We start from the raw sequence: 14,071 nt of genomic DNA, 5'->3' as shown, positions 1-14,071 counted from the left end.
GCAAGTCGTGGATATCGAATCCGCGACTTGCTTTTTTAGTGCGTGTGCATTATGAATCAAACGGATGGATCAGTAAACCGCTCCGAAGCTTCGGTTCGAACCAAGTCGACTTCGGCGGCATCACTTCTCCCGCATCAGCCACAGCCATTAAATCTTCGATCGAAGTCGGATGCAAGTGGAAGGCGACAGCGGCATGTCCAGAGTCCACGATCTGCTCAAGACCGGCATACCCCTTATGACCACCGACGAACTGAATCCGTGCGTCCGTCCGTGGATCTTCGATACCGAGTAACGGTGTCAACAACTCTTCTTGTAAAATCGAGACGTCGAGATTCGCTTTCGTCCCGATTCGTTCAGAATCGTACGAAAGGATATACCATTGCCGGTTGAGATACATCTCGATTTGGTGAGGCTTCGTTTGTTCGGCACGTCCTTTTGTGATCGTAAAGCGATGGGCTAATCGCTCGAGGAAATCAACGACGGATTGACCGTACAAATCTTCAACGACACGATGGTAACCGAGAATCCGTAATTGATCCTGCGGGAAGGAGACGCCAAGAAAACGTTGGGCTTCCTCCTGGTCCGTCCGACTGGCAGCGATGGCTGCTGCTGCAGCACGATGGTGACCATCAGCGATATAGAGAGCATCGTGACGGGCGAACTGGCTCCCGATCGTCAATAGATGATTGCGATCGGTGATTTTATAAATTCGATGCGTCACTCCATCGACGGTGAAATCATATAGGGGATCGCCAGCAGTAATCGTCGTGACGATTGCTTCGAGTTGTGCATCGGTTTGATGCGCAAGTAAAATCGGACCCGTATGTGCTTGTAACTGTTCGACGTGTCGGACACGGTCGCGCTCTTTATCAGGACGTGTGAACTCATGTTTACGAATTTGATTCGTCTCATAATCACTGACGGCAACACATCCGACGAAACCGGATTGCGTATGTGTTCCATCTGACAATTGATAAATGTAATACGTCTCGTCTGCATCGAGCTGTAAGATGCCGTTTGTTTGACTCTCTTCGAAGGCAAGCGCTGCTTGCTGATAAACGCGTGGGTCATCTTCAGCGATTAATGACGGAAGAGTAGCTTCTGCTTTATCGATCCGTAAAAAAGACAGCGGATGACGTCGGATCTCGGAACGTGCTTCTTCGCGCGAATAAACATCATACGGTAAGGCGGCAAATTCTGCCGCATATTTTGAGTCCGGTCGTAACGCCGCAAAAGGTTCGAAAGTTGGCATGGGGTTCACTCCTTTAGAGTAGGCGTGTTTTCAAGACGCCAGGAATCTGATTCAGTCGGTCGAGCGAAATCATCTCGTCCGCATGGTTATCGATATCGATGATCGTATAGGCAATCGCATCTTTACTACCATTGATCATATTCGCGATATTGATCGACTCTTGCGCTAACACCGAGGCGATTTGACCGACCATGTTCGGAATGTTGTGGTGAGCAATCGTAATTCGTCGTTTTCCAGTGAACGGTAGCTCGACGGCTGGGAAATTGACCGCATTGCGGATGTTTCCTGTCTCAAGGAACAGACGCAGTTGATCGACCGCCATGATGGCACAGTTTTCCTCCGCTTCACTCGTTGATGCCCCGATATGTGGTAAAGCAATGACCCGGGGGAGGGACAAGATGAAGGCGTTCGGGAAATCCGTCACATAATTCGCCAGGCGACCGGACCTGAGCACTTCGGCTAGCGCTTGTTCATCGACGAGTTCACCACGCGAGAAGTTGAGTAGGGTCGCGCCGTGTTTCATTTTTGAAAAGAGTGACGCATCGAGTAAACCCGTCGTCGCATCAACGAGCGGGAGATGCAACGTGATGTAGTCGCTTGTCGCGAGGAGATCCTCGAGCTGTGTTGCCCGCTGAATCTGATTCGAGACGCGCCAAGCGGACTCAACGGACATATGTGGATCATAGCCTGTGACGGTCATGCCGAGCTCGTGAAGGGTGTTGGCTAAGTTTGCCCCGATCGCCCCAAGTCCAACGATCCCGATTCGTTTCCCGAGTAACTCCGTTCCGACGAATTGTTTTTTGTTCGCTTCGATCCGCTCCGGAATATCCGGTCCGCGCAAGTTGTTCGTCCAAAGCAGACTCGGGACGAGTTTTCGCGCCGTCAGGAACAAACTACCGATGACAAGTTCCTTGACGGCATTCGCATTGGCACCTGGTGTCGAAAAGACGGGAATCCCGCGGTTCGCGAGTTGATCGAGTGGAATCGTATTGACACCGACGCCAGCTCGGGCGACGGCTTTGAGACTATCTGGAAAGCGCATGTCATGTAAATCCTTGCTGCGGACGAGAAAGGCGTCTGGTTGCTCCGTTTCCCGCTGGACGTGATAGTCGTCTGTAAATCGTTTTAATCCTTTGTCTGATAGATCATTCCATAGTTGAATTTGATACATTTAACGTTCCCCCTGTTCAAAACGGTGCATGATGTGAATCAGTGCCGTAACTCCTTCGGTCGGCATCGCATTGTAAAGACTCGCGCGCATTCCACCAATCGAGCGGTGACCGGCAAGGTTGATTAAATCGTGACGCGCAGCAAAGTTCAAGAAAGCAGCGTCTTTCGATTCGCTTCCGGTCGAGAATGGAATGTTCATCCGGCTTCGATCCTTGACGGCTACATGGTTATGAAATAGATCGGATTGATCAATTGCTTCATATAACATGCGCGCTTGTGAGACGTTTCGTGCCGCGATCGTCTCGAGTCCCGTCTCTTCAATCCAATCGAGCACTAATTTCGTCATATAAAGACTAAACGTCGGTGGCGTGTTATAAAGAGACCGCTGTTTGGCATGGATGTCATACCGTAAGTAGGCACCAATCGTGTCAGGAACACGATCAAGCAACTCGTTCTTCACGATGACGACCGTTAAACCAGCGACACCAAGGTTTTTTTGAGCACCAGCATACAACACATCGAATGACTCGATTGGCAATGGTTCAGACAAAATCGAAGACGAGACATCAGCGACGAGTGGCACATCGACATGTGGCGGTGTCTGATACGTCGTCCCTTCGAGGGTATTGTTCCAAGTGATGTGCAAATAGTCGGCCGTTGACGTGAACGGACCTTCTGGGATGAAGCGATACCCGTGATCAGCGGAAGAGGCGAGCACGTTGACCGTGGCGTACAGTTTGGCATCTGCAATCGCCTTCGTCGACCAGCCGCCGGTATCGATGAAATCAATCCGTCCGGTCTTCGTCGCCAGATTTTGCGGTAACATCGCGAACTGAAGTGTAGCTCCTCCTTGAAGAAACAATACGGAGTACGAATCGGGAATCGACATCAGTCTCCGTAAGGATTGTTCAGCTACCTCCCGAATCGATTCGAAGATTGGCGAACGATGACTCATTTCAAGAACGGATTGTCCTGAATTTTCATAATCGAGTAGCTCGGATTGAGCCTTCAATAGGACCGGGGCAGGAAGGACTGCTGGACCGGCAGAGAAGTTATAAACCGTCATGAGGAACACTCCTTCTTGAATTTTCAGAAAATATGTACCACTCAAGTGTAACGGAATGAAAAATGAGAAGCAATTCCAACTGACGATGAATGGAAAATGAAAACAAAAACATCCCTTGAATCCGTTACGACGGATCAAGAGATGTCAATTGACCAAAGTGCCATTTCCAACCATCTGACGTAGCACGATAGATGGATACGATCCGGAAACGACCAACGTATTGAGTTGTCCCGTATTCAAATCGGTCTTCTGTCAAACTATACTGGATTGCCGTATCTTCGAAATGATCAATGTATGAAAAATCATCGGTCCGGGATAACCAGCGGATGTTTGCAGGATCCACGTAATGATCGAGGTAGGTCTCGGCATCGAATGACCGCCCTAATGCATCGATGAACGTGAATTCGGGAGATAATAGATGCGAGACTTGTGATAAATCTCCTTTTAGCATAGCGTCTTGAAGGTGTTGCATCGTTTGTTCGAGTGTCATGTTACATCTCCTTTCTTCCTGAATCGCTAGTGTAGCATATATAAACAAAAAAAAGACCCTGCGTGAGCAGGGTCTAAAAGAAATTAAAGTTTTACAACGTTAGTTGCTTGTGGTCCACGTTGACCTTCTTCAACTTCGAAAGAAACCTCTTGACCTTCGTCAAGTGATTTGAAACCTTCAGATTGGATTGCTGAGAAGTGTACGAATACGTCGTCTCCGCTTTCGCGCTCGATGAAGCCGAATCCTTTTTCTGCGTTAAACCATTTTACTTTACCTTGTTCCATGTGTATTGCCTCCTGCGTGTGACTGGCACACTGATTATTACTACCGTGATCAATTTCATCGAATATAAAGTGAAACACTTCGTATCTCCACCGAACAACAATAATTACTTAATAATATAGCATGCCTGAATCGAAAAAGAAAGGACAAAACAAAAAAAGAACAAACGAAGCTGTTCTTCTCTGAATAAAGCATGCAATTAAAGGGTTCATTCTACTTGTGTCGAAAGAGTATAACTGATTCTTTCAACGAGTCGGAATATGTTCTCTTTTACTACTGAGTTGTCGTAATGTATGCAAAATGAATCCTTGGAAATTCGGATAACGTGTCGGTTGTTCCCAAACGGTACGAAACAATTGCGTCATCGCGGCATGAATGAGTGCATCCTCGACTTGTGTGCGACGGAATAGAAGAAAGAGTGTTTTTTCGTAACGATCGTATAATCGTTCTAACGCGACGGAATCGCGTTGTTTGATTTGATTGAGCAAATCAATGTCTGAATACATAGGTCACTCCTTCTTCGACAGTTTTCTCTATAGTATGCTGTCACTGTAATGTAATGAAACTATTATGTAGATTCCCGCTATATGAATTATGAAACACCCAAACTTCTTGAACTAAAGATAATAATGGAAATGGAGGAACGTTATATGCTTCCTATATACATTCGCCCGTACATCTTGGAGGATGCAGCGGAGATCCTTGATGTGAATTTGCGAAACCGTGATCACTTTGAATACTGGATGCCTATCAAGCCGTCACCTGAACAATACACGATAGAAGGGCAACGAGAACGGATTCATCGTCATCTAGAGTTGATGCGTCAAGATGCTTATTATGCGTATGGTGTTTTTTTATCCGAGACGGACCAGTTGATTGGGGATGTTTCGGCGATGTTCGTTCAACGTGGACCAGCGGAGACGTGCATGATTGGCTACCAGTTGGATGCCGCCTTTTCAGGACGAGGATATATGGCACAAGCGGTCGGATTGTTCGTGGATCATTTATTTGATATCCACCAGTTTCACCGGATCCGAGCTGAAGTCATGCCAGAGAATATCGGCTCGATCCGTGTCCTTGAAAAAGTCGGATTTCGTAAAGAAGGAATCGCGAAACAAAATCTCTTCATCAACGATGCCTGGGAAGACTTTGTTTTGTTTGCCCTATTAAAAGAAGACCGAAAGGAGTCACGTCATGCCAATCTCTAATTATTATGCCAATCTGCGCCAACTTGTCGGAACGCAGCGTCTTTTTACACCATGCGTCGCAGCGATCATTCGAAACGAAGCAGGTCACATCCTCTTTCAGGATCCAGGAGGTCCGTTTTGGAGTTTGCCTGCTGGAGCAATCGAACTGGGGGAATCACCGGCACAGGCAGTCATTCGCGAAGTCTATGAAGAGACGGGTCTATTCGTCCGACCGGTCCGTCTGATTGCGACCTTCGGTGGAGAGTCGTTCCGTTTGACGTACCCAGATGGAAACGAAGTTGAATATGTAGCGACGGTATTCGAGTGTAAGGTAGTCGGCGGAACGCTCGAAGCCATCGATGGCGAATCAAAGCAACTGGCGTATTTTCCGAAACAGGATCGTCCTCCTTTAGCACTGCCTTATCCTGATCACGTGTTTGAAGCATCCGAAGCAACGAGCTATTTTGACTGGGAAGAGCACTGGTTGACAGATTTACAACAACAAAATCGGTAAAAAACCGAACATTAAATTGCTGATAACGGAATAAAGTTCTTGAAAAACCTTAAAAATGCGAAAATTTCTTTGACACTATGATGACAGTTCGTTATAGTAGTCAAGGGGCGAATGATTATCGCCAATATATTAAAAAATATTCGTAATTAGAGGTGTTATTCATGGATGTAGTATTCGATTATGAAGATATTCAATTAATTCCAGCAAAATCAATCGTTGGTAGTCGTTCGGAATGTGATACGTCAGTCGAGTTCGGTGGTAGACGTTTCAAGCTTCCGGTCGTACCGGCAAACATGCAAACGATCATTGATGAATCGATTGCTTTGTTCTTAGCGGAAGGCGATTATTTTTATATCATGCATCGATTCGAACCGGCTCGTCGTTTGGCATTCGTACGTATGATGCAAGAACGTCAACTGTTCGCTTCAATCAGCGTCGGTGTCAAGGAAGAAGAATATCAGCTGATCGAACAGCTTGCGGCAGAGGGCCTAACTCCTGAATACATCACGATTGATATCGCACACGGTCATTCGGAAGCCGTCATTCAGATGATTCGTCACATCAAGTCGCTTCTACCAGCAAGTTTCGTCATCGCGGGTAACGTTGGTACGCCAGAAGCGGTGCGCGAACTTGAGAATGCGGGAGCCGACGCAACAAAAGTCGGGATCGGACCAGGTAAAGTGTGTATTACGAAGATTAAGACAGGATTCGGTACAGGTGGTTGGCAACTCGCGGCACTTCGTTGGTGTGCAAAAGCAGCAAGTAAACCGATCATCGCGGATGGCGGGATTCGGACGCATGGCGATATCGCGAAGTCGGTTCGGTTCGGTGCTTCGATGGTCATGATCGGTTCACTCTTCGCAGGGCACGAGGAATCGCCTGGTGAGACGCATGAAGTAGATGGGGTGCTCGTCAAGGAATACTTCGGTTCTGCTTCTGAGTTCCAAAAAGGGGAACGCAAGAACGTCGAAGGAAAGAAGATGTTCGTCGAGCATAAAGGAAGTCTAGCGGATACGTTGATCGAGATGGAGCAAGATTTGCAATCGGCAATTTCGTACGCTGGCGGGAACAAATTGCAAGCGATTCGGACGGTCGACTACGTCGTCGTCAAGAACTCGATCTTCAACGGCGATAAAGTATATTAAAGTGATCAGTTCGCTCTTAACGGAGCGGACTTTTTTTGTTTCTTTAGCATAACTCTTCCATAGGAGGGGTATACATCAAATGGACCAAAAGATTCGGAATATTTTGGATAGGGAGTGATTGACATGCTATTTGAAACGACATCGTACTTAATCGAAAAATTTGCCACTGTTCGTAACCAAACAATTGCCTTGATTGAACCGCTCGAAGCAGAAGACTTCATCATTCAAGCGAGTTCGGACGTGAGTCCGCCGAAATGGCATATCGCCCATACGACTTGGTTTTTTGAACGAATGATACTACAAGAATATAGTGAAGGCTATCGCGTCTTCCATCCGAAGTACAATTATCTGTTCAATTCGTACTACAACTCGATTGGTGCTTACCAGCCTCGTCAACAACGAGGGATGTTATCACGTCCGACCGTCGAGGACATCATTGCTTACCGGTCATATGTCGATGGACAAATGGTCGAGTTCTTGAAGGAAGAACGGACTCCAGAAGACCAACGAAAAATCGAAACATTAGTCGAGATGGGACTACAACACGAGCAACAACATCAGGAATTGATCTTGATGGACGTGAAGTATAACTTTTTCACGAATCCACTGTTACCTGCTTATCAGTCAAAGTCGCTGGCAACAGATGTGCCTGAAAATGCAGTCAAGGAAACATCGTTTATCCAATTCGAGGAAGGACTCGTCGAAATCGGTCATACAGGAGACGGTTTTGCGTTTGACAACGAGAGTCCACGTCATAAAACGTGGCTGCATCCATTTGAACTCGCGACGCGTCCTGTCACGAACGGTGAGTATTTGGCGTTCATTGAAGCAGGGGGCTATGAAAAATCAGAGTATTGGTTATCTGACGGCTTTGCGACGGTTCAAAAAGAAGGCTGGAAAGCCCCGTTATATTGGATGAAGGATGACGCGGGAGAGTGGACGATCTTTACGATGAACGGTGTCGAACCACTTCGTCTCGATGAACCGGTCTGTCATGTCAGTTTTTATGAGGCGGACGCTTATAGTCGCTATATAGGGAAACGGTTGCCGACAGAAGCGGAATGGGAATGGGCTTCGCGCCAAGTCGATTCTGTCACGAAGCGTAATATGATGGGAAGCGGGACCTTCCATCCGGTAGCCGTCGAAGAGTCAGAGACGACGCTTGCGAGCATGTTCGGAAACGTCTGGGAGTGGACGTCGAGCGCTTATAGTTCATATCCAGGCAGTAAACCGCTCGAAGGAGCACTCGGGGAATACAATGCGAAGTTCATGTGTAATCAAATGGTACTGCGTGGAGGAGCGTGCGTGACGCCTGACGATCATATTCGCGAGACATACCGCAACTTCTTCCCGCCTGATAAACGTTGGTTATTTGGCGGCTTCCGATTGGCAGGTGACATGTGATGCGAGAGACAGTCATTGGGTACGATTTATATACGCCGCAACAAAACATGCGTTTAGAAGTCATCGAAGGTCTGATGCGAGAACAAAAGGTCTTACCGGCAAAATATTTTTATGATCATATCGGATCCCAGTTGTTCGAACAGATTACGCAACAACCGGAATATTATCCGACACGGACAGAACTCGCCATCTTGGAGCAGCATCGAGCGGAGATCGCACGAAGTATCGGCGATGTGCATACACTGATTGAATATGGAAGTGGCAGCAGTCGTAAAATCCAGATGTTACTGGAGACATTTACACATCTCGACACGTACATGCCCATTGATATCTCAAAAGACTTCCTGATGGAATCTGCACGCCAATTGTCGGAACGGTATCCTGCGCTGCATATTAAAGCGGTCTGTGGGGATTACTCACAATCGATTTCTTTACCGGTCGAGGAGTCTCAAAAACGAGTCATCTTTTTCCCGGGATCGACGATTGGTAACTTTGAACCGGAGGAAGCGATGCGCTTCTTACGTCATTCCTCACGAATTCTTGAAACGGGTGATGGATTCTTGATCGGCGTCGACCTGAAAAAGTCTGTTGATGTGCTTGAACGGGCTTATAATGATGCAGCCGGTGTCACAGCAGCATTCAATTTGAACATGTTGACGCATTTGAATCAGATGCTCGAGGGAACGTTTGATGTGACACGATTCGAACATCATGCTTTTTATAATGAAGAAAAAGGACGAATCGAAATGCATCTTCGGAGTCAACTCGATCAACTCGTGCAAGTTGGAGATGTGACGGTTCCATTCAAACAAGGGGAAACGATTCATACGGAAAACTCCTATAAATACAGTAAAGAAGAGTTTGAGACACTTGCCCGTCAAAGTGGTTTTCATTCAGTCAATTGTTGGATCGATGACGATGAACGATTCAGCGTGCATTATTTAGAAAAAATGTAACGGCGAAAAAACTAAAAATACTCCCGCTTGTAAGCTTCTGTGTAGAAGCGATGAAGGGGAGTATTTTTGTGGGTGAAAGCGTTTATTCGATCCGAGCGCCTTCTGGAATCGGATGTTCCGGTACGACGAGGATAGGCATCCATTGTTCCGAACGTCCGATCTCAAGCAACCGCCCCGACTCTTCAGGCGTACGACCAGGTACATTCAACACGGCAATCGCTTGTTTTCCAAGCAACTCATGGACATCCGGGCGAAGCGATTCCCAAGCGAGTGAAAAAGAACGCGTAAAGCCGTCGAATTGTAGTTCAAGCTGAATTGAGCCATCGGTAAGATCCGAAAGCGACTGGATTGTACCAACACGTATATCTAAAGCATCGAATAATTCAAGAGGAACGATTGGTTTCATGGACAATGGTGTACTTCCTTTCAAAGTGAAGTATAGAGTGGGTCAGGAGTCGAGAGAGACGTAGGTCGGCTCATAAGTCGTCCATTCGATATCAGGAGTTTGATGACGTGCAAGCTTCGCTAATTGGCTACCGAGATACGGTCCGATCGTCAAACCGGATGCACCGAGTCCGTTCGCTAGGAACACGTTCGGATGATTTTGAAGCGGTCCGATCACCGGCAGGGAGTTTTTCGTATACGGGCGTAAGCCGATACGCAGTTCATCAATCGTCGTTTCTTCGAGACGCGGTAAGACAGGTAAAGCGCGATTCAATAAGGCATGCATCCCTTTGACGGTCGGTTTCAAATCATAATCGGTCTGTTTTTCGTGTGTTGAACCGACGATCAGTTTCCCTTCGTGGATAGAGACGAGATATAATCCGCGTTGTCCCATGACGACGGGCCATGTCGTTGATGTAGAGTCCGTCAAATCGAGTTGCAGAATCTGTCCCTTCTCCGGATGCAAATCGATTTTAAGCTCAAGTGGGCGGAGTAAGTCATTTAACCAGACACCCGCCGTTAAAATGAACTGTTCTGCCGAGTACTGTTCATTTTCCATGGTTATACCAGTGACGACTCCCTTGTCTACGACAAGAGAAGCATCTCCTTCTAGGACGGTCGCTCCATGTTCGACAGCGCCACGAATCAGTGCAGCACACAAGGCACGTCCGTCAACGCGGGCACCACCGGAAACGAATAAGGCATCCTCGATCTGTTCGACGAGTGGAAAGAGCATTTTGACACGATCTTGGTCCAGTCGTTCGATACGTTCGATGGCAGGAGCTTCCGGAAAACGGTTTTGCGCAATCGTCTCCATCTTTTCGATTTTTGATGTTTCATGTAAGGCGATCGTGCCAACTTGCTGATAACCCGTACTCGTCTCACCGAGTGCTTCCAGTTCAGGAATCAATGTCTTATAAAAATGAGCCCCGTTATTCGCTAATTTGTACCATGCCTTATTTCGCCGCTGTGTCATCCATGGACAGATGATGCCGGCTGCCGCATGAGAGGCTCGACCGGGTTCCTTCCGATCGACGAGTAAGACGCGTTCACCAGCCTTCGATAAATGATAGGCAGTCGAGGCACCGAGAATTCCGGCGCCAATGATGATATGGGTGTACATGAAAGATTCAACTCGATTCTGTTCAATTGGAATATCTTTTATTGTAGCAGTAGAAGATCCGGACGACTAGCAAGAGCGGGTTTCCAATCTGTAGCACATCGAATGATGGGAAATGATGGGGAAAGTGAACCATTTAGCGCGTCATGACGTATACTAAATATACAGTTTCTAAAAACTGTGAATTAGACGATTAGAAACAGCTGAATTCGGAAACATACCCTTATAGGCATCATGTCCTGTCATCATCGACTTTGAAACGGTCCATCATGAAGGAGGGGAAGGCAATGAATATGAGTCAAGCCATCGTACGCAGACGCTACACGGATCATACTTTATTTTATTCCGCCATCCTAATCTGGAAATTGCTATTCTTCCTGCCACTGCTCATGTTCGTCAACAGCGGCACGGACCATGTGTTTCAAATGTACTTCGTACCGTACCTCACGGTCATCTTCCTATTTCGTGTGATGACCTACTTTGCGACCTATAAAGCATCTTTCATGGAGATGACGGAAATGGGTCTCTCGTTATCCTTGCTGATCGCAGATGTATATTTGATTGCGTTGTTCGATATTCCACTTCCGTTTGCTTTAATTATCCTTGCGCTTGCCTTACTCCACTTCAGTGCGGCATTCAGTCGTTTTCGTTGGTTCCGCCGTCGTCTTTGGTTGAATCGGCATCTTGAGATCCTCAATTATTTGACGGATCACGGTGAAGTACCCATTAAAATTGCCGTCATGGCAGAAGATGAAATGCTTGTGACGACGAAGAGTGGAAAAGAGTTTACGTATCGTCAGGTTTATTGGAGCGGATTTTATATTGAACATGGTTGATTGCTATTTGAAACGGATTTCTCTTTGGGGAAATCTTTTGAGACTGAAGACAAGTGCAATTGTTCTCTAACGAGAAGGATTGCGCTTTTTTTGTTCGACTCGCATCGTTTTCCTGGGACAAGCTTCGCTTCGCTGCAGGGTCGCTCTGGCTTGTGTCTCGCCTGAGGAAAGGGCGTGAAAAGGTGCGTCATTTTTTGAGTCAGTCCATTTGTCTACAAGTCAACAATCTGAAAGGATTTCTCTTCGGAGAAATCCTTTTTTTGTTGCATTTGAAAAAATATAGTACGCTTACATAGGAAAAGGGGGAGAAAAAGTTGATTCGTTGTATACTGATTGATGCGAATGACACAATCATTTTGACTGATGATGTAAGTCGGATACAGGAATCGGGCATCACACGTTATTTCGTTGATTTCGATCAACCGACAGATGCAGAAAAGCAAAAACTGATTGAGGTCTTTGACTTTCATCCGCTAGCGATTGAAGATTGTTTCCATTACTTACAACGCCCGAAGCTTGAATATTATACAGAACATAGCTTTTTTGTCCTTCATGCGCTCGATGAAGGAACGTTGACAAGTCGCGAAATCAATTTGTTCGCAAGCGACCGGCATCTCGTCAGCTACCATGAGCAATCTTCGCCAGAAATTGATATCGTGTTTGACCAGTGTAGCCAACGCCTCGACAAACAAGAAACAGTCGACCTCGTACATAAAATCATGGATAAGATCGTCGACGGGTATTTTCCGATCGTTCATGCGACGGAAGATGAATTGTTTGCGCTTGAAGAACGCTACCGAACGCGTGGCAATGATCGTCGGTTGATGGAGGAGATTTTCGAACTACGCGCGCGGTTACTTCGAATCTCGCGGACGGTCATGCCGATGCGGGACTTACTGTATCGTGTCGTCGAATCAAAGCGGTTATCGATTCATCCAAAGAAACAAGCATTCTTTCGCGATTTGTACGATCACTTACTGAAGTTATCGGAAATGATCGAATACAATCGATTAATGACCTCTGAGTTTCGGGATAATTTCATTTCCCTCAACTCGTACCGGATGAATAGCATCATGAAGACGTTGACAATCTTCACGACGATTTTCATGCCGTTGACGTTCATCGCCGGAATATACGGCATGAACTTCGAACATATGCCAGAACTGACCACTCGGTACGGTTATTTCGTGACATTAGGGGCAATGGGACTCCTCGCTTTAGGAATGATTCTGTTTTTCAAAAAAAATCGCTGGTTTGATGAATAAGGGGAGATGTAAGTGGATATTCGACAGTTACTTTTTTTTACGACAATCGTTGAGCAAGGCTATAACTTAACGCGTGCTTCGAAGCACTTGTCAATCTCGCAACCGGCGCTTAGTCAGATGATCCGCGACTTCGAGCAGCTGGAGCAAGTGGAACTGTTCATTCGAAAGCACGGACGGTTGACAGGGTTATCGGAAACGGGACGTCAATTGTATGAGGATGCGAAGATCGTTCTGACACGTCATCAAGCATTGATGGGTCATCTGCGTGAACGTTCGAACGTCGTCCGAGGAAAGGTCCGTCTCGGCATCCCACCCGTCATCCTCCCTGTTTTATTTTCGCAGTTGATTCCGAAGTTCATGGCGGAACATCCAGGCATCGAACTCGAAATCATCGAAGAGGGGGCGTTTGAACTCAAGCGTCGACTGTTACTTGAAGAACTCGACTTGGCCATTTTGATTGAACCGGGCGAATCCTATGGTATCGAACGTTTTCGATTGATCGAAGATGAGGTCGTCGTCGCCGTGCGTCCGAATCACCCGTTTCAAGCCAAAGAAGCGTTGTCGTATCGTGATATCGGAAATGAACCACTTGTCATCTTGAACGATCGATTCATGTTACATCATCAAATACTATCGGAGTTTCGTAAAGTGCAGCAAGAGCCGAATATCTTCTTCATGTCAGGGGCATGGGACTTGTTGATCGGGATGGTCCAAGAACTTGACGTCATCTCAATCCTACCGGAACCGATACTACGGTTTCATCATGCGGATGACATTAAAATCATCCCGTTCGACCCACCGATGTTATGGGATGTCTCGTTGAACCGACTCGTCGGGACGGAATTACGTCCTGTTGTCCGGCACGTCCACCAATACATCGTTCACTATTTTCAGTCGTATTGGCCAACGCCTGCGCGATGAAGAAAAAAGACCGGAACGC

General features: G+C 46.8%; 16 protein-coding genes. 8 read left to right on the top strand and 8 right to left on the bottom strand.

The genetic code is table 11. The features are described from left to right. Nucleotides 1–49 precede the first annotated feature (49 nt). The 6 genes from EXW93_RS09115 to EXW93_RS09090 all read right to left on the bottom strand — a co-directional run bounded on the left by EXW93_RS09115 (nucleotide 50) and on the right by EXW93_RS09090 (nucleotide 4,766). On the bottom strand, nucleotides 50–1,252 hold the full coding sequence (locus EXW93_RS09115; protein ID WP_055968436.1) for a DUF1015 domain-containing protein: 1,203 nt from the start codon (nucleotides 1,250–1,252) through the stop codon (nucleotides 50–52). Between the two features lie 13 nt (nucleotides 1,253–1,265). Continuing rightward, the gene (locus EXW93_RS09110; protein ID WP_058264867.1) at nucleotides 1,266–2,423 is read right to left on the bottom strand and encodes a phosphoglycerate dehydrogenase; all 1,158 of its coding nucleotides are present in this window, start codon (nucleotides 2,421–2,423) and stop codon (nucleotides 1,266–1,268) included. Further along, a complete protein-coding gene (gene serC / locus EXW93_RS09105; RefSeq protein WP_174316394.1) occupies nucleotides 2,424–3,488 on the bottom strand; it encodes a 3-phosphoserine/phosphohydroxythreonine transaminase in 1,065 nt (354 codons plus the stop codon). A 124-nt stretch (nucleotides 3,489–3,612) separates the two neighbouring features. Next, nucleotides 3,613–3,978, bottom strand: a complete 366-nt coding sequence (locus EXW93_RS09100) for a nuclear transport factor 2 family protein (protein ID WP_023468530.1) — start codon at nucleotides 3,976–3,978, stop codon at nucleotides 3,613–3,615. Nucleotides 3,979–4,061: 83 nt separating this feature from the next. Beyond that, complete coding sequence (locus EXW93_RS09095; RefSeq protein ID WP_023468529.1) at nucleotides 4,062–4,262, bottom strand: cold-shock protein; 201 nt, start codon at nucleotides 4,260–4,262, stop codon at nucleotides 4,062–4,064. Between the two features lie 243 nt (nucleotides 4,263–4,505). Beyond that, complete coding sequence (locus tag EXW93_RS09090) at nucleotides 4,506–4,766, bottom strand: RNA polymerase sigma factor (protein ID WP_035397016.1); 261 nt, start codon at nucleotides 4,764–4,766, stop codon at nucleotides 4,506–4,508. A gap of 144 nt (nucleotides 4,767–4,910) precedes the next feature. On the opposite strand from EXW93_RS09090, the gene EXW93_RS09085 reads away from it, so the two are divergent. From EXW93_RS09085 to egtD, 5 genes are all read left to right on the top strand, one after another. Continuing rightward, on the top strand, nucleotides 4,911–5,468 hold the full coding sequence (locus EXW93_RS09085) for a GNAT family N-acetyltransferase (protein WP_174316393.1): 558 nt from the start codon (nucleotides 4,911–4,913) through the stop codon (nucleotides 5,466–5,468). Continuing rightward, the gene (locus EXW93_RS09080) at nucleotides 5,455–5,961 is read left to right on the top strand and encodes an NUDIX domain-containing protein (protein WP_052017109.1); all 507 of its coding nucleotides are present in this window, start codon (nucleotides 5,455–5,457) and stop codon (nucleotides 5,959–5,961) included. The genes EXW93_RS09085 and EXW93_RS09080 overlap by 14 nt, the downstream gene beginning before the upstream one ends. Nucleotides 5,962–6,122: 161 nt before the next feature. Further along, the gene (guaC, locus tag EXW93_RS09075; protein WP_023468525.1) at nucleotides 6,123–7,106 is read left to right on the top strand and encodes a GMP reductase; all 984 of its coding nucleotides are present in this window, start codon (nucleotides 6,123–6,125) and stop codon (nucleotides 7,104–7,106) included. 123 nt (nucleotides 7,107–7,229) lie between these two features. Beyond that, nucleotides 7,230–8,510, top strand: a complete 1,281-nt coding sequence (gene egtB / locus EXW93_RS09070) for an ergothioneine biosynthesis protein EgtB (RefSeq protein WP_058264870.1) — start codon at nucleotides 7,230–7,232, stop codon at nucleotides 8,508–8,510. Next, on the top strand, nucleotides 8,510–9,466 hold the full coding sequence (gene egtD / locus EXW93_RS09065) for an L-histidine N(alpha)-methyltransferase (RefSeq protein WP_055968420.1): 957 nt from the start codon (nucleotides 8,510–8,512) through the stop codon (nucleotides 9,464–9,466). Before egtB ends, egtD begins: the two co-directional genes overlap by 1 nt. Before the next feature lie 82 nt (nucleotides 9,467–9,548). On the opposite strand, the gene EXW93_RS09060 is transcribed toward egtD, so the two are convergent. Next, nucleotides 9,549–9,872: a hypothetical protein gene (locus EXW93_RS09060; RefSeq protein WP_055968418.1), complete on the bottom strand. Its 324-nt coding sequence runs from the start codon at nucleotides 9,870–9,872 to the stop codon at nucleotides 9,549–9,551. 42 nt (nucleotides 9,873–9,914) lie between these two features. After that, nucleotides 9,915–11,033 (bottom strand): NAD(P)/FAD-dependent oxidoreductase, encoded by a 1,119-nt coding sequence (locus EXW93_RS09055; protein ID WP_174316392.1) that lies wholly within the window; start codon nucleotides 11,031–11,033, stop codon nucleotides 9,915–9,917. Between the two features lie 284 nt (nucleotides 11,034–11,317). Between EXW93_RS09055 and EXW93_RS09050 the strand changes: the two genes are divergently transcribed. The 3 genes from EXW93_RS09050 to EXW93_RS09040 all read left to right on the top strand — a co-directional run bounded on the left by EXW93_RS09050 (nucleotide 11,318) and on the right by EXW93_RS09040 (nucleotide 14,052). After that, the gene (locus EXW93_RS09050; RefSeq protein ID WP_023468520.1) at nucleotides 11,318–11,866 is read left to right on the top strand and encodes a hypothetical protein; all 549 of its coding nucleotides are present in this window, start codon (nucleotides 11,318–11,320) and stop codon (nucleotides 11,864–11,866) included. A gap of 314 nt (nucleotides 11,867–12,180) precedes the next feature. Next, complete coding sequence (gene corA / locus EXW93_RS09045) at nucleotides 12,181–13,131, top strand: magnesium/cobalt transporter CorA (RefSeq protein ID WP_174316391.1); 951 nt, start codon at nucleotides 12,181–12,183, stop codon at nucleotides 13,129–13,131. Between the two features lie 12 nt (nucleotides 13,132–13,143). Beyond that, nucleotides 13,144–14,052 carry a LysR family transcriptional regulator gene (locus tag EXW93_RS09040; RefSeq protein WP_023468518.1) on the top strand — a complete coding sequence of 303 codons (909 nt, stop codon included), beginning with the start codon at nucleotides 13,144–13,146 and terminating at the stop codon, nucleotides 14,050–14,052. The last annotated feature ends 19 nt before the right edge of the window (nucleotides 14,053–14,071 follow it).

Source organism: Exiguobacterium sp. JMULE1, from assembly GCF_013337175.1.
In the GTDB taxonomy this organism is placed as follows: domain Bacteria; phylum Bacillota; class Bacilli; order Exiguobacteriales; family Exiguobacteriaceae; genus Exiguobacterium_A; species Exiguobacterium_A indicum.
This window is presented reverse-complemented; position numbering and strand designations above follow the sequence as displayed.

Excerpts from the sequence above, each read along its gene's own strand:
- EXW93_RS09110 (WP_058264867.1), bottom strand. The coding sequence starts at position 2,423 with ATGTATCAAATTCAACTATGGAATGATCTATCAGACAAAGGATTAAAA.
- EXW93_RS09100 (WP_023468530.1), bottom strand. The coding sequence starts at position 3,978 with ATGACACTCGAACAAACGATGCAACACCTTCAAGACGCTATGCTAAAA.
- EXW93_RS09090 (WP_035397016.1), bottom strand. The coding sequence starts at position 4,766 with ATGTATTCAGACATTGATTTGCTCAATCAAATCAAACAACGCGATTCC.
- EXW93_RS09115 (WP_055968436.1), bottom strand. The coding sequence starts at position 1,252 with ATGCCAACTTTCGAACCTTTTGCGGCGTTACGACCGGACTCAAAATAT.
- EXW93_RS09060 (WP_055968418.1), bottom strand. The coding sequence starts at position 9,872 with ATGAAACCAATCGTTCCTCTTGAATTATTCGATGCTTTAGATATACGT.
- EXW93_RS09085 (WP_174316393.1), top strand. The coding sequence starts at position 4,911 with ATGCTTCCTATATACATTCGCCCGTACATCTTGGAGGATGCAGCGGAG.
- EXW93_RS09050 (WP_023468520.1), top strand. The coding sequence starts at position 11,318 with ATGAATATGAGTCAAGCCATCGTACGCAGACGCTACACGGATCATACT.
- egtB (WP_058264870.1), top strand. The coding sequence starts at position 7,230 with ATGCTATTTGAAACGACATCGTACTTAATCGAAAAATTTGCCACTGTT.
- guaC (WP_023468525.1), top strand. The coding sequence starts at position 6,123 with ATGGATGTAGTATTCGATTATGAAGATATTCAATTAATTCCAGCAAAA.
- EXW93_RS09095 (WP_023468529.1), bottom strand. The coding sequence starts at position 4,262 with ATGGAACAAGGTAAAGTAAAATGGTTTAACGCAGAAAAAGGATTCGGC.
- egtD (WP_055968420.1), top strand. The coding sequence starts at position 8,510 with ATGCGAGAGACAGTCATTGGGTACGATTTATATACGCCGCAACAAAAC.
- serC (WP_174316394.1), bottom strand. The coding sequence starts at position 3,488 with ATGACGGTTTATAACTTCTCTGCCGGTCCAGCAGTCCTTCCTGCCCCG.
- EXW93_RS09080 (WP_052017109.1), top strand. The coding sequence starts at position 5,455 with ATGCCAATCTCTAATTATTATGCCAATCTGCGCCAACTTGTCGGAACG.
- EXW93_RS09055 (WP_174316392.1), bottom strand. The coding sequence starts at position 11,033 with ATGTACACCCATATCATCATTGGCGCCGGAATTCTCGGTGCCTCGACT.